The sequence below is a fragment of the Acinetobacter sp. YH01004 genome (genome assembly GCF_013420455.1).
GTDB classification, from domain to species: Bacteria; Pseudomonadota; Gammaproteobacteria; order Pseudomonadales; family Moraxellaceae; genus Acinetobacter; species Acinetobacter towneri.
Genome location: NZ_VOXZ01000013.1, coordinates 1 through 17,784, shown reverse-complemented (window position 1 = coordinate 17,784; position 17,784 = coordinate 1). Strand labels below are relative to the sequence as shown.

Sequence of the window (17,784 nt, the reverse complement as noted above, 5' to 3'; positions counted from 1 at the left end):
GCGCCGATTTGAATGAAGTCTAAGCGATATTTATACATTTTACCTTGACCTTAAATGCGCTTGGCGCTCAAAATGTTGGCAATTATTTAACAAACAGGTCTTAGGACTAAGTTTAGGGCTGAGCAGTAAAGATGAGTCAACACGACGACATTGAATATCAATTAGATACTTTGGCAATTCGTACCGGACACAACCGTACAATTGAAGGCGAACACAGTGAGCCAATTTTCCTGACTTCATCATTTGTTTGTGAAAATGCTGCCGATGCAGCTGCAAAATTCTCAGGTGAAATTGAAGGCAATACCTATTCACGTTATACCAACCCAACTGTACAGGCTTTTGAAAAACGCTTGGCAGTATTAGATGGTGCAGAACGTGCGGTTGCGACAAGTTCGGGTATGGCGGCCGTTCATGCGATCACTTTGGCTTATCTTAAAGCGGGTGATCATGTAGTCTGTTCACGTGCTGTATTTGGCTCGATCATTTCACTATTTGAAAAATACGTGATGAAGTTTGGTGTCGATGTCACTTTTGTTGATTTAGAAGATTTAGACAGTTGGAAGCAAGCGATTCGTCCAAATACGCGTTTGTTATTTATTGAAACACCATCAAATCCATTGGCTCAGGTGGGTGACTTGCAAGCGATTGCCGATATTGCACATGCACATGGTGCGTTATTTGCGGTAGATAACACTTTCTGTACGCCCGTTTTGCAACAACCACTAAAATTTGGTGCAGACCTTATTATTTATTCATCAACCAAATATATTGATGGTCAGGGGCGTGCTTTGGGTGGTGCGGTTGTTGGTAAAGACAAGTTGGTCGAAGAAATCAACGGTGTGATTCGTACCTTGGGCAATTCATTAAGTCCGTTTAATGCATGGATTTTCTTAAAAGGCTTGGAAACATTAAGCCTGCGGATGAAAGCGCATTGTGCCAGCGCACAAAAACTTGCAGAGTGGCTAGATGCACATCCAAAAGTTGAAAAAGTGTATTATGCAGGCTTGCCGCATCACGCGGGGCATGAGTTGGCGAAAAAGCAACAGTCTGGCTTTGGCGGTGTTGTATCTTTTGTGGTGAAAGGCGAGCGTGAAGGCGCGTGGACTGTGATTGACAACACACGCTTCCTATCTATCACCAGTAATTTGGGCGATGTAAAATCAACCATTACTCATCCTGCAACAACATCGCATGGCAGAATGACCCCAGAAGCCAAACAAGCAGCAGGTATCAGCGAAGGTTTAATTCGTGTTTCTGTTGGCTTGGAAGATATTGATGATATTATTCGCGACATCGAGCGCGGTTTAGACCTCATTTAAAAACTAGGGTCTGTTGGCATTTCATAAATGGCTTGCGTTGTCGCAAACATAGACGAATTGTCAACAGACCCTCAATAGATCATTTGTTCGGAGATTTTTATGAACATTAATATGTTGATGCAGCAAGCGCAGCGCATGCAAAAAGAAGTGGAAAACAACATTAAAAAAGCCAAAGAAGAACTTGCGCAAACTGAAGTGCATGCAGAAGCGGGTGGTGGTTTAGTGAAAGTGACTATGACTTGCCGTAATGTGGTCAAACGCATTGAAATCAATCCTGAATTATTGCAAGACGATGCAGACATGATTGAAGATTTGATTGCCGCTGCAATGAATGATGCTGCCCGTCAAGTTGAAGCAATTGCTGAAGAAAAAATGAAGTCTGCAAACTCAGGCATGGGCTTGCCACCAGGCTTGGCAGGTTTATTCTAAGGAACGGCGTATGTTTAGTGATCGTTTTGATCAACTGGTACAAGCGCTACGCATTTTGCCAAGTGTTGGGCCAAAATCGGCTCAACGCATGGCATTGCACCTGATTATGAAAAATAGAGAAGGTGCAGTCGGTTTGGCTCATGCTTTGAACGAAGCCACTAGCTATATTCATGAATGTTCGATTTGTCACTCATTAACGGAAGATGAAGTCTGCAATATTTGCGCCTCACATGATCGTGATGCACACTTGCTTTGCGTGGTGGAATCTCCAGCCGATGTCATGGCGATTGAGCAAAGCGGCAGCTTCCGTGGTAAATACCATGTTTTAGGTGGGCATTTATCGCCATTAGATGGCATTGGGCCTGACGAAATTGGTATTCCGTATTTGGTTCAGCGTTTAAGTGATGGCAACATTACTGAAGTCATTTTGGCGACCAATGCAACCGTAGAAGGTCAAGCGACAGCACACTATTTGGTAGAAGCAACCAAACATTTGCCTGTGCAGATGACCCGTATTGCGCAAGGTGTGCCGCAAGGTGGTGAACTTGAATATGTCGATAGTCATACTTTAAGTCAGGCGGTGCATAATCGGATGCGAATGAAATAAGCATTTAGGTGCTTATTTCATGTGAATAGTCATTTGATAAATCATCCACAAAAATGATTACTTGCCTTTAAAGCCAATAAAAAATCAAATTAAGATAAAAAAACGATAAAAAATTTAAATTTTCACTGTATCGACTTAGAAATAAGATAAAAATTGAAAATACTGGACATATTTTTATAGCTAAATGCTATTTAATGTTTAAAATGAACCCCTAGAGAATCCTGTTTTACCTGCTCGCTATGTTCCAATTTATTCACCAACAAAAAGACTTTGAAAATGTCTTGGCATTAATGAGCCAAAACAGCATTTATGGTTTAGACACCGAATTTATTAAGGTCGATACTTTATGGCCAAAATTGGGTGTATTCCAAATTAATGTGAATGATCAGGTCTATTTGTTAGATGGCACTTCTTTAAATTTAAGTGCATTTTGGGAAAAACTGTTTCAAGCGCAGCAAAATATTTTTCATGCCTGCGGTGAAGATATTGATTTAATTTATCATTATGCGCAGCAAAAAAACTTAGATAACGTGTTTGATACCCAAGTTGGCATGTCATTTTTAGGGCATGGTTTACAAGTCAGTTATCAAAACGCTTTAAAAACCATGCTCAATGTCGATATTGATAAAGGGCAAACTCGCTCAGACTGGCTTGCACGTCCGTTGTCCGATGAGCAGTTAAATTATGCTGCCAATGATGTGCTGTATCTAATGCAATTGGCAGATAAGGTACAAACCGACTTAAAACAAAATTATTTACTGGATTTTGCACAAGAAGATTGCCGCAATTTAACTCAGGAAATTGGTGAAGAAACACCTTTAGAGTTGTTGTATCAGGATGTGGGCAACTATCGTCATTCACGCCGTCAACTCATGCAATTGCAACAATTGGCCGTTTGGCGTGAGCAAATGGTAAAAGCCTTAAACCAACCACGTAGTTTTATTTTGCGTAATTCTACTATGCTGGACTTGGTCGAGAAAAATCCTAAAAATCAGTTCCAGCTCAGTACTATTAAAGATTTACGTGCGCATATTGTGCGTGAACATGGCAAAACTATTTTAGATTTAATTAAATATTTGCCTGATCAATCACAATGGCCATTACGTATGGCGCGACCAATTCGTCATTCTTCAAAAGAAGTGGGCGAAAATGTAGAACAGGTGATTCAACGTGCCGTACAGGAAACTCAAATTCCAAAAGAAGTTTTGCTGCGTAAAAAATGGCTCAATGCGCTTTATCAGCATGTGGTATTTCATAACGATGAGCAAGATTTGCCTAACTATTTGTTAGGTTGGCGTTATGAATTACTCACCAAGCCTTTAATTGAAGTTTTACATGCCGACGAGCGTTATTTGTCTGGTCAGATGAAAGTTGCTGAATAAATCAAACCGATCCACATTTTAAATAAAGCCGTTTTTCACCTGAAAATGGATGAATTTTCACGCCATTCTTTGTTTGAGTGTAAACATAGACCAATGCGTTAATAATGGTTAATGTATCTCGGTTTTTTTTGTTGTATCCTTTGCCTGAGTTTTTAGAGTTTTGTTGTTTATGCACTGTTCAATTTATAAATCGAGCAAAAAAGATGAGATGTATTTATACATCGCCCGTCCTGAGCAAACTGAAGATCAAGCAGAAGCGTTTAACCCGCTAGAGGTTTTACCTGAGCCAATGCGAGTTGCATTTGGTCGTGCGACATTTGTAATGGATTTGCAACTGTCTGAAAGCCGTAAGTTGGCACGTGTGAATGTTTTGCATGTCATGGATTCTATTCAAACACGTGGCTTCTTTATTCAAGTGCCACCAGAAGGCTTAATTAACCCAAATGCCGTTGAACCAGAAGGTTTACGTGGTGCTTAAGCTTTATTCAGGAGTTGAGAAATGAATAGTGTGATGACTGGATTGGATTCAATTCCTGAAACTGCAATTGCTGTTTCTGTTTATTTGTTGGGGAGTGCCATTATTTTATGGTGCTGGTACGAAATTGCCAAACGCTTGCCCAATCCGTTAGGTGGTATCACTTGGATTGTGCTGTTTGCAATTTTACTTACCCCAACAGTATCAGAAGGCAGCAATGCAGCACTTGCCCCAGCCATCTTTGGACTTCTTTTTGGTGTTTTAACCAAAGAAACCCCATTGGTTTGGTCTAATTTATCTGCCATTTTATTTGTGATCGGTCTTGGCTTATTGATCGGTTATTTCTGGTCAAGATACTGTCTTAAACAAACGACTTATAAAGCCAAGAAAAATACCTCACCACTGTAACTAAAACAATTAAGGTAAAATCATGTCTGTTGATGCGCAACAATTTTCGGGTACAGATCAGTACATTGCGACTGATAGTTTAAAACTTGCGGTGAAAGCCGCACGTGCTTTGCAAAAACCGCTTTTGGTGAAAGGTGAGCCAGGTACAGGTAAAACCTTATTGGCAGAGCAAGTTGCTAAAAGTTTGGGTTTAAAGTTGATTACATGGCACATTAAATCGACCACCAAAGCGCAGCAAGGTTTATATGAATATGATGCAGTGTCGCGTTTGCGTGACAGCCAACTGGGCGATGACCGTGTGTATGACGTTAAAAACTATATTAAACCCGGGAAATTGTGGGAAGCATTTACCAGCGAAGAACGCTGTGTGTTGTTGATTGATGAAATTGACAAGGCAGATATTGAATTCCCAAATGACCTGCTACATGAACTCGATAAAATGTCGTTTTATGTTTATGAAACAGGCGAAACCATTACGGCAACACAACGTCCAATCGTGATCATCACATCAAATAATGAAAAAGAGCTGCCAGACGCTTTTTTACGTCGTTGTTTCTTCCATTATATTGATTTCCCAGATGAAGCGACCATGCGCGATATTATCGATGTGCATTTCCCGAATATTTCAAGCACATTGGTTTCAGAAGCTTTACAAGTTTTCTTTAAATTGCGCCAAGTTCCGGGCTTAAAAAAACCACCATCTACGTCTGAATTAATTGATTGGTTAAGCCTATTGATGGCAGATGACATGCCGGAAGATATTTTGCGTAATAGCGATAAAAGCAAAGCCATTCCGCCTTTATACGGTGCATTAATCAAAAATGAACAAGATGTGCAATTGCTTGAGCGTTTAGCCTTTATGTCGCGCCGTTAAGGGAGGACAACGCCATGTTCGTGCGCTTGTTTTATACCTTGCGACGTTACGGTGTACCTGTCACCACACGTGAATTGATTGACTTAAATCAGGCGGTGGCATCGGGTCTGGTTTTTGCAGATCAAGATGAATTCTATCAACTTGTTAAAACCGTCATGGTCAAAGATGAGCGTTTTTTTGACAAGTTTGACCGTGCCATGAAAGATTATTTTGATGGCATTTCCACTTTTGATTTAGATGATTTACTGCAGCAAGTTCATCAATTGCCTAAAGACTGGTTCGACTTAGAACTATTAGAAAAACATCTCACGCCAGAACAACGCGAAGAGCTGAAAAAAGCAGGTTCTTTAGAAGAATTGATGAAAATGCTGGAAGAGCGTTTACGCGAGCAGCATAAAAAGCATCAGGGTGGCAACCGTATGATTGGTACGGGCGGTACATCACCGTTTGGTGCTTTTGGTGATCATCCTGAAGGTGTACGCATTGGTGGGCCTGGACGTAAGCGTTCAGCTGTTAAAGTCTGGGAGCAGCGTCAGTATCGAAATTTAGACGATGAACAGATTTTAGGTACACGACAAATGCAATTGGCACTGCGTCGTTTGCGTAAATTTGCCCGTCAAGGTGCAGCTGAAGAATTGGATATTGATGGCACTATCCGAGAAACTGCCAAACAGGGCATTTTAGATGTGCAATTGGTGCCAGAACGTCGTAATCGCGTCAAAGTGTTGATGTTGTTTGATGTGGGTGGCTCGATGGATGCACACATCGCCCAATGTGAAAAACTGTTTAGTGCGGCCAAAACTGAGTTTAAAACCCTCGAATATTTTTATTTCCACAACTGTTTATACGACTATGTTTGGAAAGACAATTTACGCCGTAGCAGTACCCGTATGAATACATGGGATTTATTTAATACCTATGGACGCGACTATCGGGTAATTGTGGTCGGTGATGCGAGTATGGCACCTTATGAGCTGAATTCGATTGGTGGTTCGGTAGAATATATGAATGATGAGGCAGGGCAAGTTTGGTTACAACGTCTGCGTCAGCATTTTGAAAAAACCGCATGGCTGAATCCTGAACAGGAAGGCTATTGGCATTACACACATACCATTGGTTTAATTAAACAAATTTTTGAACATCATATGTATCCAATGACTTTAAAAGGCATTGAAGATATGACTAAATATTTGGCGCGTTAATCGTCATTTTCGTCAATATCACTCAACTTTTGAGTGATTGTTAGGCGAAGACTAAGTAAGTGCAGACACGATAGGCAACGTGAATTTCAATCTGAGGGGATCGATATGGATCATCAAATCAATGGCATCGCATTACCGAATGAAGACGGTTTTTTCGGGCAATATGGCGGGCAGTTTATTCCACCACATTTAAAAGAAGCCATGGATGAAATTAACGTTGCTTATGAGGAAATTCGTAAAACGGCAGAATTTCAGAATGAATTAAAAGATTTGTTTGCTCACTATGTTGGCCGTCCAAGTCCTTTATTCCATGCCAAGCGTTTATCTGAACAGTTAGGTGGTGCGCAAATTTATTTAAAGCGTGAAGATTTAAACCATACTGGTGCACATAAAATTAACCACTGTTTAGGCGAGGCATTACTAGCCAAATATATGGGTAAAACCAAAGTCATTGCAGAAACTGGTGCGGGACAGCACGGGGTAGCCTTGGCGACGGCATGTGCGCTAGTGGGAATTCCGTGTGAAATTCACATGGGACAGGTGGATATTGAAAAAGAACACCCGAATGTGGTGAAAATGAAAATTCTAGGTGCCAACCTGATTTCAGTGACCCGCGGTACAGCCACTTTAAAAGATGCAGTGGACAGCGCTTTTGAAGAATATTTAAAAGACCCAAAAAACTTTATTTATGCGATTGGTTCTGTGGTTGGGCCACACCCATTTCCAAAAATGGTGCGTGATTTCCAATCTATTATAGGTGATGAAATTAAAATGCAAAGCCAAGAACGCTTTGGAGTAAATCCAGATTATATCGTGGCATGTGTGGGCGGTGGTTCAAACGCAGTGGGTGCATTTACCGCATTCTTAAATGATGCAGAAGTGAAACTTGTGGGTGTTGAGCCTGCAGGGCATGGTTTAGATACAGATCAACACTCTGCAACCCTAACTTTGGGTAAACCAGGCCAGCTTCACGGTATGGCGTGTTATGTACTTGAAGATGAACATGGTGAGCCATTGCCAGTGCACTCTATTGCCTCTGGTTTGGATTATCCAGGTGTGGGGCCGCAACATAGCTTCTTAAAAGACATTGGTCGCGTGGAGTATTCAACGGCAACTGACCAAGAATGTTTAGATGCCTTTATGACGTTGTCACGTGTAGAGGGTATTGTACCTGCTTTGGAAAGCTCACATGCGGTGGCGTGGGCATTACGTGAAGCACCAAAAATGGCAAAAAACGTGAAAATTGTGGTTAATCTTTCAGGTCGTGGTGATAAAGATTCAGACTATGTAGCAGAAAAATTAGGTTTGAATTAATTCTACTGAATATGAAAAACCGCCTAAATGTGTAAGTTTAGGCGGTTTTTTTATCTTTACTTTATATTTGGCAGGTTTTATAAAACAGTGTCTTAGCTTGCAATATATTGTTGTAACTGCTCGATCAGTTTGCGCTGATCATCCATAGTCGCTTTCACCAAGTCACCAATCGACACTAAACCTACCAACTGCTCACCTTCAAGTACAGGTAAGTGACGTAAATGATGGTCAGTAATTAAGTTTAAGCATTCTTTCACACTGGTGTTTTTGGTCACGGTCAGTACTTTAGCAGTCATAATTTCACTAACCGTTGTGCTTTTAGAAGTTCGTTCCATCAAAATAACTTTACGGGTGTAATCACGCTCAGACAGAATACCAACCACATGATTGTTTTGATCGGTAACCACCAACGCACCAATGCCTTTTTCAGCCATTAAACTAATTGCTTCTAAAACCGTTGCTTCTGGGCGAATTGTGTAAATTTCGTGATGTGCTTTATCTTGTAAAACGTGAGTTACCTTGGTCATATTCTGTGTCCTGATTTGTTGTTTATTGTTTGACTTTTAAAGTAACGTGAATTGTAAAAATTGCAAATACTTTAGAGTCACGATTGTTGATTTTTACGTCAATTCTATTCAGTTTTTATTTAAGCAATATTTAACGCAGGTTCATTAAAAAAGAAATGCTTCATTTGTGAAGTGGTCAGTTTAATTTTTTGACTTGACGAACCAAACAAGGTTGGCGTGACATTTAAACGGGTGAGCGTTGGTAATAAAAAAGTTTCAAAATCCTGCGCGGAAATTTTACGAGGACTATATTGTGGCCAGTGTTTAGCAGCATATTTATGCGCTTGTACCGCATTTAACCAAAAAGGGAAAATATAATCATCGTGATCTGAACTCATTGCCCAACCTTGATGGAATAAACCCCAAAGTACACCGCAGTACATCATTGATTTTAATAGTGTAACTTTAAGCAGAAAATCCTTTGGTAAAGGGTGGAGTTGGTTAATCTGATTCATAATCAAGCAAGGTTGTAAAATTTGGCTATATTGTAAAAAGAATTGATGAATATACCGTTTAAGCTTTGCTTAAAATCGTAAACAAATATGTATTTATGGTTGGAGCATCTAAAAAAAGGGTCAAAAAAAACGCCACCTAAGTGACGTTTTATTATGCTTGCATGGTGGCCATGTTTTGCCAGTATTGCGCTTTCAATGAATCACGTTCTACGCGGAAACCTTGATAATACAGTTCTGCTAAGAACATTGCCGCTTTACCATGTCCTGCACGTGCAGCTTCTTCGAGTTGTTTTACCGCGTCTTGGAAGTTCATTTGTGAATGAATCGTGTTTACTGCATTTGCATAAACATGCTCTAAGTCATGGTGAGAGATCGTTTGAATCATATTAAACTCCTTATTGTAATTATGATTACTTATTTAAGCCTACCTTTTAGGCTTCATATCAATTTAACGCTTTATTGTTAAACTAATATTACAATTTGATTGAATTGTCAAATAATTATCGGGGTTAATGAGCATATTTCAAGTTTACATGATTAAACATTGAACAAGTTTAATTTTGATTAAACTAAAGCTCTAAGCATGATAAAAAAGGAGAACAACATGACAAGATCCGTAGACGGATGTGCTTTTGATGTACCTCCATTGACTTCTCAAATTATTGAGTTGGCACATCATCACCGTAAAAAACTAGATGAGGCAATTTTCCGTCGAGATGTTCATTTAGGTGAATACTGCTTGGCGCAACGTAAACGTGTGGCTGACTTTGCTAAAACTTTAGAGCGAAGCGATCGTATAGAGTTTTATCGTAATTATGATGGTGAATTACTCCGTATTGCCGATGAAGATGAACTGCATCCTGCCGAAGCAGAGGGCGGTGTCAGTGTATTTGCTATTTTCTTGGTGCTTGCAGTCATTGCATTGGTTTTATACTTTGCGGTAATTCGTGGCACGATTGGCTAAAGCTAAATCCTTTGTAGAATTTGTAGAAAAAGGCTCAATTTTTACTGTGACGATACAGTAAAATTGAGCTGTTTAACTTGTACATCTCACAAGGGCATCCTACACTAAGGCGATTAGAGGTAGGTCATGCACAACGCAATTCAAAAAACGATTCAATTTATTTCTCAACTGAAACTCGAGCAAATTTATAATATTGTTGTGCTGAGTATCATTTTTATTATTTTAACTTTAGCAAGTGTTGCGCTTTATCGCCCAGTTGGGGTGCAACAATTTCAAAATGTTGAGCGTTTGTCACAACAATCTATGTATGCCAATACCCAAGACATGGCAGTTCATTTACTCAATCAACGTCCGATTCGTTATGTGCATTATTTAAAGTTGATGCAGGCACATCAAATGGAGCAAGATCGGGCTCAACAACTTCCTGCCTTGGTGCAAGAGTAATTTTTTCTGTTGGCATGTTATTCATATTGTGCGGTGTCGGTGTTAAAGATGTTGGTGCGAGTAAATTGTCCTGCAGCATTTTTACCAATGCGGCTTTATCTAAATGTTCGCTCACAATTACTAAAGTTAAACGATCAGGATGCAAATGTTTGCGAATTGCACGTTGCACATCTTCAGCGGTAACTTTTTCCACTCGTTCTGCATAATCACTTAAATAATTTGCAGGAAGTCGATAAAAACCGATGTGCCCAAGCTGGGCATTAATACTGGCATTGCTGCTGTATTGATTCGGAAATGCACGAATTAAACCTGCTTTGGTTTCTTTTAATTGTTCTAAATTCATAGGTTGTTGTACAAACTGAATTAAGCTCTGGTGAGCGACTTGAATACTATCGAGTAACTGATCTTGGCGCGTAGAATAGCCTAAGCTAAACAAACCCGCTGCTTGGGTAAAACGAAACGAACTGCTAACACCGTAAGTGTAGCCACGTTTTACTCGTAATTCTTTCATCAAAATTGAATTGAAACTGCTGCCGCCCAGCATTTTATTGGCAATTTCTAAAGCCAAATAGTCAGGATCATCCCGTGTAGTCGCAAGTTGTGCAATACTGACATGCGCCTGTTGTGACCGGTAGGGAATATGCTGGATGTTGAAACGTGTTGCAGGTGTAGGCTGTGGCAAAGCTGTTGCTGCAACACCTTGGGCAATATGTGCGCTGATGGTATTGGCAAGTTTTTCTGCTTCTTTTAAGGTTAATTTGCCTGTAATGGCAATGTTCATATTTTGCGCGACCAGAAACTGATCTCTAAATTGTTGTAAGTGCTTTGGTTGAATCCGTTTGATGCTGCCATTGGTGCCTGTAATGGGTTCTGAATAGGCATGTTGTCCGTAAATTGCGCGATATAAGCGAATATTCATTAAACGGCTTGGATTTTCTTGCAGTTGTTTTTGCCCAATTTGTGTATTGCTTTGCACACGCTGGATATTAGAACGCTCAAAAGTTGCATGTTTCAGTATTTCCAGCATCATTTTGACGGCAGTTTGCATTTTCTGCGGATCAGACAGTGTTCTTAGCCGTACCACAAACATATCGCGGTACGCCGTGGTACTAAAACGTGCGCCTGTGGTTTCAAAGGCTGCGGCAATTTCCTCTGCCTTATAACGCTTGGTGCCTTCATCAATCAGTTGGGCTGCCATATTGGCAACGCCAAATAAACCTTTTTCAATTTCTGCATCGCGGGCAGAACCTGCATTAAAAGTCAGTTGGATATCAACCATTGGCAAAGCAGGATTTTCGACAAATAAAGTGCGTACGTGTCGATGATTTTTTAATTCATATACCTGTGGAGCGCGAACATCGACCAATTCATTTACGGCATTTAAACTGTGCAGCAAGCTCAAAGATTGTAAAGGCGTACTTACATCTGTTTCAGCAAAATCATGCGCTGCTCTGGTGGCAGTTTCCATCGCAAAGCCAGCAGAACATAGGCTAAAACTAGTGCTTAAAATAAGCGTGCTGAATAGATGTTTTTTCATGAAAATCACAGTTTAAGGTGTTGTGCTTTGAGGTAATAAATACAAGGTGCTAAGTCTGTCTTTGTTAAAGTAACTTTGCGCAACACGTTGCAGATCCTGGGCAGTAATCGCTTGGAAGTGTTGTGGTAAAACATCGATTAAACGGTGACTGAATCCATTGACTTCCAAATTGCCAATGGTTCGGGCTTGTCCTGCCAAATCATCCTGACTATAAATCCAATTGGCCACAAATTGAGTCACCACGCGCTCAATTTCACTTGAATTGACCAAATCCTGTTTTAGCGTATCCACTTCGTTTTGAATCGCGACCTGTGCTTCGCTTAACGTTACACCTGCTGCAGGCAATGCTGAAATACTAAACAAACTATCCCCACGTTGATACGGGTCATAACTGACACTGACTGAGCTAAGAATCTTATTGTTTCTGACCAAGCGCTGTTCTAAACGTGAAGTAATTCCACTGTCTAACAGTTGTTTGATGATAGTGAGCGCGAAGGCATTTTGAGGATTTTTAGCTGTTGCCAATGAACCGACATTCCAAGCCATATATAAATTAGGAACTTGCACAGTCGCAGACAATTCCATGTGCCGATAACCTAATTGTTCAAACTCCAACACATCATTGCGCGGTGGCGTAGGTGCTTTCGGAATATCTCCAAAATACTTTTGGACTTGCAACAATGCGGCTTGATGATCTACATCGCCCACAATCACTAGAATAGCATTATTGGGGCGATACCATTTTTTGTACCACGCCTGTACATCTTGCAGCTGAATGCTTTGCAAGTTTTTCATGTGCCCAATAATGGGTTGGCGATAATGACTGGTTGGGTAGGCAATCCATTTAAAGCGTTCAAAAGCCAAAGCCCGTGGATTATCATCGGTACGTTGCCGCCGTTCTTCCATTACCACCTTAATTTCAGGCTCAAAGTCTTGTTGGCGAAGTAACAAATTACTCATTCTGTCGGCTTCCAACTCTAAAGCCAGTGGGAAATAAGTTTTGGGATAGAGCTGATAATAATTCGTGTAATTGGTAAAGGTTGCTGCATTGACACTGCCACCATAAATACGACTTAAACGGGTAAATTCATCATTCGGCACCTTGGCTGTACCTTTAAACATCATGTGTTCAAGTACGTGCGAAATCCCAAGTGTATTTCCGGACTCATCGCTACTGCCCACTTTGTACCAAATTTGAGTCATCACCATGGGAGAACGATGGTCTTCACGGATAATGACTTTTAAACCATTGTTGAGTGTGGTTTCAAAAGTGTTATTCGCAGCTAAAACTTCAGCATGGCTAATCGAAGCTGTTAAACCCCAAAGCAACGCACAAACAGACTTCATCGAAAATTGGAACATAAGCAAGTGGAGATCAATCGTTATCGGCTTATCTTTCAGAAATTAAAGCGGAAAGGCAAGGATTGCTGTAGGTATTTTTTGTATGCGGCTATGTGGTTGGAATACGAGGTAAAAGCAATTGGTTTATGTTAGAATCCGATTTTTTAACGCAATGCTTTTCAAGGATTCGGCATGCAACAGCAATCTAATGGGCAAAATAAATTTTTGATTGATGCTGATATCGGAGATGATGATGTCACATTACCGAATTTACCAGCGGTAAATATTCCGATTGTTGAAACAACACCTCTACAACAAGCAGAAACCTCTGAACATGCTGCAGAAACATCATCAGACACGGATGCGCCTGCGAAAGGTGGTTTCTTTAGTCGCATGAAAGAAGGGTTAACCAAAACCCGTAAAAACTTTGCCGATGGCATGGTGAATATTCTGATTGGCGGTAAAGAAATTGATGATGAATTATTAGAAGAAGTCGAAGAACAACTGTTGGTTGCAGATATTGGTGTAGATGCAACGAAAACCATTATTGCCAATTTGACCGAGCGTACTGCGCGTGGCGACTTAATTTATTCACATTCTTTATATAAGGCTTTGCAAGAAGAATTAGTGGCTTTGCTTGCGCCACGGGTAAAACCTTTACATATTGATGCCAATAAAACCCCTTATGTGATTTTAGTCGTGGGTGTGAATGGTGTAGGTAAAACCACAACCATTGGCAAGTTAGCGAAACGCTTACAAGGCGAAGGTAAAAAAGTCATGTTGGCCGCAGGGGATACTTTCCGTGCTGCAGCGACAGAACAATTGCAGATTTGGGGTGAGCGTAACGATGTTGCCGTTGTTGCACAAGGTCACGGTGCAGACAGTGCTTCTGTTATTTTCGATGCGTTTGAAAGTGCGCGTGCCAAAGGCATTGATGTGTTAATTGCAGATACTGCTGGACGTTTGCATAACAAAAGCAACCTGATGCAAGAATTGACTAAAGTTAAGCGTGTGATGCAAAAAATTGATGCGACTGCACCGCATGAAGTGATGTTGGTCGTAGATGCAGGCACAGGTCAAAATGCCATTAACCAAGTGGAAATGTTTGATGAGGCTGTTGGCTTAACAGGCATCACCATCACTAAACTGGATGGTACGGCAAAAGGTGGCGTGTTATTTAACATTGCAAGCCGTAGCCATGTGCCAATTCGCTTTATTGGTGTGGGTGAAAAAATTGATGATTTACGTCCATTCTCAGCCAAAGCATTTGTTGCAGCACTGTTTGAAACTGAAAAATAAGTTTTGAATTAAGTTTTAAAGCTAAAATGTAAAATGCTGTAAGTTTCACACAAACTTCGCAAAATGCGGAGTTTGTTGTTTTTAGCGGGTTTGAGTGTTGTAAAAAGCAGCAGCTAAAAATACGAATGTGAATAAAAGCACTTTCGTCTATATAGAATAAGAAAAAATATTAGATTGATTTTGATTGATTTTTTGGGGAAGTCAAAATGACACTGTTAAATAAAATTGGTCATGTGCTTACAGCAGATATCACGAAAGACTTTAAGCTTAAGAAAAAGCCGAACCATGACGCAAATGAACTGACTTTCATCGATCAATTAAAAAAGCGCCGTAGTATTTATGCTTTAGGAAAACGCGTTCATTTTAGCCAAACTTATATGACCGAGCTTATTCAGGAAGCTGTGCGTAGCTGTCCATCGGCACATCATTCACAAAGTACGCGCGTGGTTATTTTATTTTCTGAATCACATAAAAAATTTTGGAATTTAGTACAGGAAGTACAACGTCAGTTTGTACCAGAGCAGGTTTTTGCAGGTACTAAAATGAAAATCGAACAATGTGCAGCAGGTTTTGGCACGGTATTGTTCTATGAAGATCAACAAGTGATTCGTCAATTGCAAAAGAAAATTCCATTTAATGCTGCAGAATTTCCAATTTGGTCGGAGCAAACTTCAGGCATGGCGCAATTTGCAGTGTGGACAGCACTGGCAGATTCAGGCGTGGGTGCATCTTTACAGCATTATAATCCAAACATAGACCGTGCTGTGGCAGAGCATTTTGATATTCCAGATACATGGTTGTTACGTTCACAACTCGTTTTTGGATCAATTGAAGAAGAAGTAACCGAACGGAGTCATGCACACTATCAAAATCAATTTAAAGTCTATGCTTAAATAACAGCATTTGATGAAGATTGGTCAAATCAGCTTATTATTATGTGCTACAAAGAGCGAACCGCAGCATATTTATATTGCAATAGACTGTATCTATAGAATTAGAGGTATATAGATGCAGTCACATACATTTGTCACTTTATATAACTATAATCGTTCTATACATAAAACACACTGTCGTATTTTTTGTAATGTTTATGCTGAATAAAAAGCTTAATATCGCTGTATCAATTAATTTATACAAAATTCTGCAGAGGAATTAAAAATGTCATTTTTAAATCAATTAGAAAAACGCCGTTCAATCTATGCACTTGGTAAAAATGTTTCTGTAGATCAGGCAACTATTGAAAGTACAATCAAACAAGCAGTTCGTTTAAGCCCATCTGCATTTAACTCGCAAACTTCACGTGTTGTGACTTTATACGGTGCATCGCATACACAATTTTGGAACATCGTTTTAGAAACTTTACATAAAATGGTTCCTGCAGAAGCATTTGCAAACACTGAAGCAAAAATTAATAGCTTTATTGCAGGTTTTGGTACAGCTTTATTTTTTGAAGATCAAGATGTTGTAAAAGGTCTACAAGAGCAATTCCCGCTATATGCAGACAACTTCCCAGTATGGTCAGAACATTCGACAGGGATTGCACAATTCGCAGCGTGGACAGCTTTATCTGAAATCAATGTGGGTGCATCATTACAGCACTACAATCCAATCGTAGATGAAGAAGTTGCGCAAACTTATGACATTCCTGCAAACTGGAAACTACGTGCACAATTAGTGTTTGGTTCAATTGAAGCACCTGCTGGTGAAAAAACATTTATGGATGATGCAGCACGTTTCAAAAGCTTTAACTAAGCTCTAGCAACACATACTGCACAGACAAAAAAGTAGGATGATGATTCATCCTACTTTTGTTTCTGGGGGTAGTGATGTGCCTTACAACTTACTTATTCATGTGCAAATGCCTAAACCCATGAATTGTCATAAAACTGTCATTTATACATTGCATAGTGCAATCAAACTTTAATAAACGATATAGAGTGAAATATGGCATTTAAATTAGGCATAGCAAGTATTGCATTGATGGCTTGTAGTTCAGCATTTTCAGCAGTAACTATTGCAGTACCTGAAGAAATTAAGTTGCTCGCTGTAAATGATCAACAAATTCGTTCAGGTTTATTCAGTTCTGCACAGCAAGTGAAAGTCAATGCGGGTGAAAATGTCATTAACTTGCGTTATCAACAATATTTTGAACATCATAATGGTGCGCACGATATTTTAAAATCAGACGTCATTACACTCAAAACCCCAATTCTTCAAGATGGCGAAAACTATCGACTCGCTTTGGTAAATCCACCTAAAGACTTCGATGCTGCAAAAGAATTCAAAGATCAACCAAGCGTTGGTTTATATAATCAAAAGAATCAGTTGCTGGTACAACAAACAGGTGCTAAAGCAAACTCAACTGGTTGGTTAGGTGGTAGTTGGCTTAATAAAACTGTAGATACCACTCAAAATAGTGCTGCGGTCAATCAGCCAGCAGCAGTTTATACCGCGGCAGCAGTGTTGCCATCTGAGAAAACCACCTCAGTAACATTGCCTACAGAAAAACAAACACAGGGCAAAGAGCAACAATTGATTCAATTGTGGCAACAAGCCACTAAAGCAGAGCGACAAAAATTCATGTCATGGCTTGCAGAACAAGCCAATTAATGTTGATTTGCAACCAGCTCCATTGAGCTGGTTGTTTTTTGTTATCGCCTTAAAAGGATTTATTTAAAAACCAATCCAGTAACGTGCGAAAAAAAGACAAATTATAAGAAAAGTGTGATAAAAATATGAAATGCGTCTAAAATTTGGGCGGATGGTGCTTTTTTTGAAAAAAAACTAAAAAATATATTGCGTCTATTCAAAAACTGTATAGAATACGCAACACACCAACGCAGTGTTGATTGAATTGGTGCTGTTATTGACGAAATAACAGGAAATCATTAAGAGATTATGAAGAACAACTTGTGTGGATTTTTACTGATTGATTGATCGAAAATATTTCATTGATTGATTGGTTTAAATTACTCGAAGTTTATTTGAGCGAAATTTAAGTCAGAAAATTGATGAGCCAGATTTGGAAGTTTAGATTAAAACTTCAAAATGATTTTAACTGAAGAGTTTGATCATGGCTCAGATTGAACGCTGGCGGCAGGCTTAACACATGCAAGTCGAGCGGGCGAGGTTGCTTCGGTAACTGAGCTAGCGGCGGACGGGTGAGTA

At 39.8% G+C, this 17,784-nt stretch carries 20 protein-coding genes and 1 rRNA gene; 16 read left to right on the top strand and 5 right to left on the bottom strand.

What is annotated here, in order from left to right; all coding sequences use genetic code 11:
- Positions 1 to 131 precede the first annotated feature (131 nt).
- The 9 genes from FTT71_RS09700 (at position 132) to trpB (ending at position 8,010) form a co-directional block, all read left to right on the top strand.
- Entirely contained in the window at positions 132 to 1,319 is a 1,188-nt protein-coding gene (locus FTT71_RS09700; RefSeq protein ID WP_180160912.1) for an O-succinylhomoserine sulfhydrylase, read from the top strand.
- Between the two features lie 99 nt (positions 1,320 to 1,418).
- Entirely contained in the window at positions 1,419 to 1,748 is a 330-nt protein-coding gene (locus tag FTT71_RS09695; protein ID WP_167845987.1) for a YbaB/EbfC family nucleoid-associated protein, read from the top strand.
- Between the two features lie 10 nt (positions 1,749 to 1,758).
- Entirely contained in the window at positions 1,759 to 2,355 is a 597-nt protein-coding gene (recR, locus tag FTT71_RS09690; protein ID WP_019837914.1) for a recombination mediator RecR, read from the top strand.
- 239 nt (positions 2,356 to 2,594) lie between these two features.
- Positions 2,595 to 3,737, top strand: coding sequence for an HRDC domain-containing protein (locus tag FTT71_RS09685; protein WP_096901447.1), 1,143 nt, complete (start codon positions 2,595 to 2,597; stop codon positions 3,735 to 3,737).
- 169 nt (positions 3,738 to 3,906) lie between these two features.
- Complete coding sequence (locus FTT71_RS09680; protein ID WP_004976615.1) at positions 3,907 to 4,215, top strand: YcgL domain-containing protein; 309 nt, start codon at positions 3,907 to 3,909, stop codon at positions 4,213 to 4,215.
- A gap of 21 nt (positions 4,216 to 4,236) precedes the next feature.
- Positions 4,237 to 4,620: a hypothetical protein gene (locus FTT71_RS09675; RefSeq protein WP_096901448.1), complete on the top strand. Its 384-nt coding sequence runs from the start codon at positions 4,237 to 4,239 to the stop codon at positions 4,618 to 4,620.
- Positions 4,621 to 4,642: 22 nt separating this feature from the next.
- The gene (locus FTT71_RS09670) at positions 4,643 to 5,494 is read left to right on the top strand and encodes a MoxR family ATPase (protein ID WP_004976610.1); all 852 of its coding nucleotides are present in this window, start codon (positions 4,643 to 4,645) and stop codon (positions 5,492 to 5,494) included.
- Between the two features lie 14 nt (positions 5,495 to 5,508).
- On the top strand, positions 5,509 to 6,696 hold the full coding sequence (locus FTT71_RS09665) for a VWA domain-containing protein (protein WP_179990181.1): 1,188 nt from the start codon (positions 5,509 to 5,511) through the stop codon (positions 6,694 to 6,696).
- 105 nt (positions 6,697 to 6,801) lie between these two features.
- Positions 6,802 to 8,010, top strand: a complete 1,209-nt coding sequence (gene trpB, locus FTT71_RS09660; protein ID WP_131261452.1) for a tryptophan synthase subunit beta — start codon at positions 6,802 to 6,804, stop codon at positions 8,008 to 8,010.
- 92 nt (positions 8,011 to 8,102) lie between these two features.
- On the opposite strand, the gene FTT71_RS09655 is transcribed toward trpB, so the two are convergent.
- The 3 genes from FTT71_RS09655 to FTT71_RS09645 form a co-directional block, all read right to left on the bottom strand.
- Entirely contained in the window at positions 8,103 to 8,537 is a 435-nt protein-coding gene (locus FTT71_RS09655; RefSeq protein WP_004976604.1) for a CBS domain-containing protein, read from the bottom strand.
- Positions 8,538 to 8,656: 119 nt separating this feature from the next.
- Positions 8,657 to 9,031 carry a DUF2750 domain-containing protein gene (locus FTT71_RS09650; protein WP_004976601.1) on the bottom strand — a complete coding sequence of 125 codons (375 nt, stop codon included), beginning with the start codon at positions 9,029 to 9,031 and terminating at the stop codon, positions 8,657 to 8,659.
- A gap of 151 nt (positions 9,032 to 9,182) precedes the next feature.
- Entirely contained in the window at positions 9,183 to 9,416 is a 234-nt protein-coding gene (locus tag FTT71_RS09645) for a hypothetical protein (RefSeq protein WP_004976599.1), read from the bottom strand.
- Between the two features lie 219 nt (positions 9,417 to 9,635).
- Between FTT71_RS09645 and FTT71_RS09640 the strand changes: the two genes are divergently transcribed.
- Both FTT71_RS09640 and FTT71_RS09635 read left to right on the top strand, forming a co-directional pair.
- Entirely contained in the window at positions 9,636 to 9,995 is a 360-nt protein-coding gene (locus FTT71_RS09640) for a hypothetical protein (RefSeq protein WP_167845990.1), read from the top strand.
- A gap of 126 nt (positions 9,996 to 10,121) precedes the next feature.
- The gene (locus tag FTT71_RS09635; RefSeq protein ID WP_004976594.1) at positions 10,122 to 10,439 is read left to right on the top strand and encodes a hypothetical protein; all 318 of its coding nucleotides are present in this window, start codon (positions 10,122 to 10,124) and stop codon (positions 10,437 to 10,439) included.
- Here FTT71_RS09635 and FTT71_RS09630 read toward each other — a convergent pair.
- Entirely contained in the window at positions 10,336 to 11,976 is a 1,641-nt protein-coding gene (locus FTT71_RS09630; protein ID WP_131261451.1) for a pitrilysin family protein, read from the bottom strand. The two genes, FTT71_RS09635 and FTT71_RS09630, sit on opposite strands and share 104 nt — an antisense overlap.
- Before the next feature lie 12 nt (positions 11,977 to 11,988).
- Positions 11,989 to 13,338, bottom strand: coding sequence for a pitrilysin family protein (locus FTT71_RS09625; RefSeq protein WP_104851937.1), 1,350 nt, complete (start codon positions 13,336 to 13,338; stop codon positions 11,989 to 11,991).
- A 171-nt stretch (positions 13,339 to 13,509) separates the two neighbouring features.
- Between FTT71_RS09625 and ftsY the strand changes: the two genes are divergently transcribed.
- The 5 genes from ftsY to FTT71_RS09600 all read left to right on the top strand — a co-directional run.
- Positions 13,510 to 14,616: a signal recognition particle-docking protein FtsY gene (gene ftsY, locus FTT71_RS09620; protein ID WP_004976589.1), complete on the top strand. Its 1,107-nt coding sequence runs from the start codon at positions 13,510 to 13,512 to the stop codon at positions 14,614 to 14,616.
- 206 nt (positions 14,617 to 14,822) lie between these two features.
- Positions 14,823 to 15,509, top strand: coding sequence for a nitroreductase family protein (locus FTT71_RS09615; protein WP_180160911.1), 687 nt, complete (start codon positions 14,823 to 14,825; stop codon positions 15,507 to 15,509).
- Positions 15,510 to 15,774: 265 nt separating this feature from the next.
- Entirely contained in the window at positions 15,775 to 16,368 is a 594-nt protein-coding gene (locus tag FTT71_RS09610; RefSeq protein ID WP_004976581.1) for a nitroreductase family protein, read from the top strand.
- A 192-nt stretch (positions 16,369 to 16,560) separates the two neighbouring features.
- On the top strand, positions 16,561 to 17,226 hold the full coding sequence (locus FTT71_RS09605; protein ID WP_180160910.1) for a DUF2057 domain-containing protein: 666 nt from the start codon (positions 16,561 to 16,563) through the stop codon (positions 17,224 to 17,226).
- A gap of 445 nt (positions 17,227 to 17,671) precedes the next feature.
- Positions 17,672 to 17,784 (top strand): 16S ribosomal RNA (locus FTT71_RS09600); the annotation flags it as partial.

What these genes read in the sequence shown, in the direction of transcription:
- FTT71_RS09655 (WP_004976604.1), bottom strand. Translation starts at nt 8,537, where the DNA reads ATGACCAAGGTAACTCACGTTTTACAAGATAAAGCACATCACGAAATT.
- FTT71_RS09645 (WP_004976599.1), bottom strand. Translation starts at nt 9,416, where the DNA reads ATGATTCAAACGATCTCTCACCATGACTTAGAGCATGTTTATGCAAAT.
- FTT71_RS09640 (WP_167845990.1), top strand. Translation starts at nt 9,636, where the DNA reads ATGACAAGATCCGTAGACGGATGTGCTTTTGATGTACCTCCATTGACT.
- FTT71_RS09685 (WP_096901447.1), top strand. Translation starts at nt 2,595, where the DNA reads ATGTTCCAATTTATTCACCAACAAAAAGACTTTGAAAATGTCTTGGCA.
- trpB (WP_131261452.1), top strand. Translation starts at nt 6,802, where the DNA reads ATGGATCATCAAATCAATGGCATCGCATTACCGAATGAAGACGGTTTT.
- FTT71_RS09695 (WP_167845987.1), top strand. Translation starts at nt 1,419, where the DNA reads ATGAACATTAATATGTTGATGCAGCAAGCGCAGCGCATGCAAAAAGAA.
- FTT71_RS09625 (WP_104851937.1), bottom strand. Translation starts at nt 13,338, where the DNA reads ATGTTCCAATTTTCGATGAAGTCTGTTTGTGCGTTGCTTTGGGGTTTA.
- FTT71_RS09650 (WP_004976601.1), bottom strand. Translation starts at nt 9,031, where the DNA reads ATGAATCAGATTAACCAACTCCACCCTTTACCAAAGGATTTTCTGCTT.
- FTT71_RS09630 (WP_131261451.1), bottom strand. Translation starts at nt 11,976, where the DNA reads ATGAAAAAACATCTATTCAGCACGCTTATTTTAAGCACTAGTTTTAGC.
- FTT71_RS09605 (WP_180160910.1), top strand. Translation starts at nt 16,561, where the DNA reads ATGGCATTTAAATTAGGCATAGCAAGTATTGCATTGATGGCTTGTAGT.
- FTT71_RS09635 (WP_004976594.1), top strand. Translation starts at nt 10,122, where the DNA reads ATGCACAACGCAATTCAAAAAACGATTCAATTTATTTCTCAACTGAAA.
- FTT71_RS09675 (WP_096901448.1), top strand. Translation starts at nt 4,237, where the DNA reads ATGAATAGTGTGATGACTGGATTGGATTCAATTCCTGAAACTGCAATT.
- FTT71_RS09615 (WP_180160911.1), top strand. Translation starts at nt 14,823, where the DNA reads ATGACACTGTTAAATAAAATTGGTCATGTGCTTACAGCAGATATCACG.
- FTT71_RS09610 (WP_004976581.1), top strand. Translation starts at nt 15,775, where the DNA reads ATGTCATTTTTAAATCAATTAGAAAAACGCCGTTCAATCTATGCACTT.
- FTT71_RS09680 (WP_004976615.1), top strand. Translation starts at nt 3,907, where the DNA reads ATGCACTGTTCAATTTATAAATCGAGCAAAAAAGATGAGATGTATTTA.
- FTT71_RS09670 (WP_004976610.1), top strand. Translation starts at nt 4,643, where the DNA reads ATGTCTGTTGATGCGCAACAATTTTCGGGTACAGATCAGTACATTGCG.
- ftsY (WP_004976589.1), top strand. Translation starts at nt 13,510, where the DNA reads ATGCAACAGCAATCTAATGGGCAAAATAAATTTTTGATTGATGCTGAT.
- FTT71_RS09665 (WP_179990181.1), top strand. Translation starts at nt 5,509, where the DNA reads ATGTTCGTGCGCTTGTTTTATACCTTGCGACGTTACGGTGTACCTGTC.
- FTT71_RS09700 (WP_180160912.1), top strand. Translation starts at nt 132, where the DNA reads ATGAGTCAACACGACGACATTGAATATCAATTAGATACTTTGGCAATT.
- recR (WP_019837914.1), top strand. Translation starts at nt 1,759, where the DNA reads ATGTTTAGTGATCGTTTTGATCAACTGGTACAAGCGCTACGCATTTTG.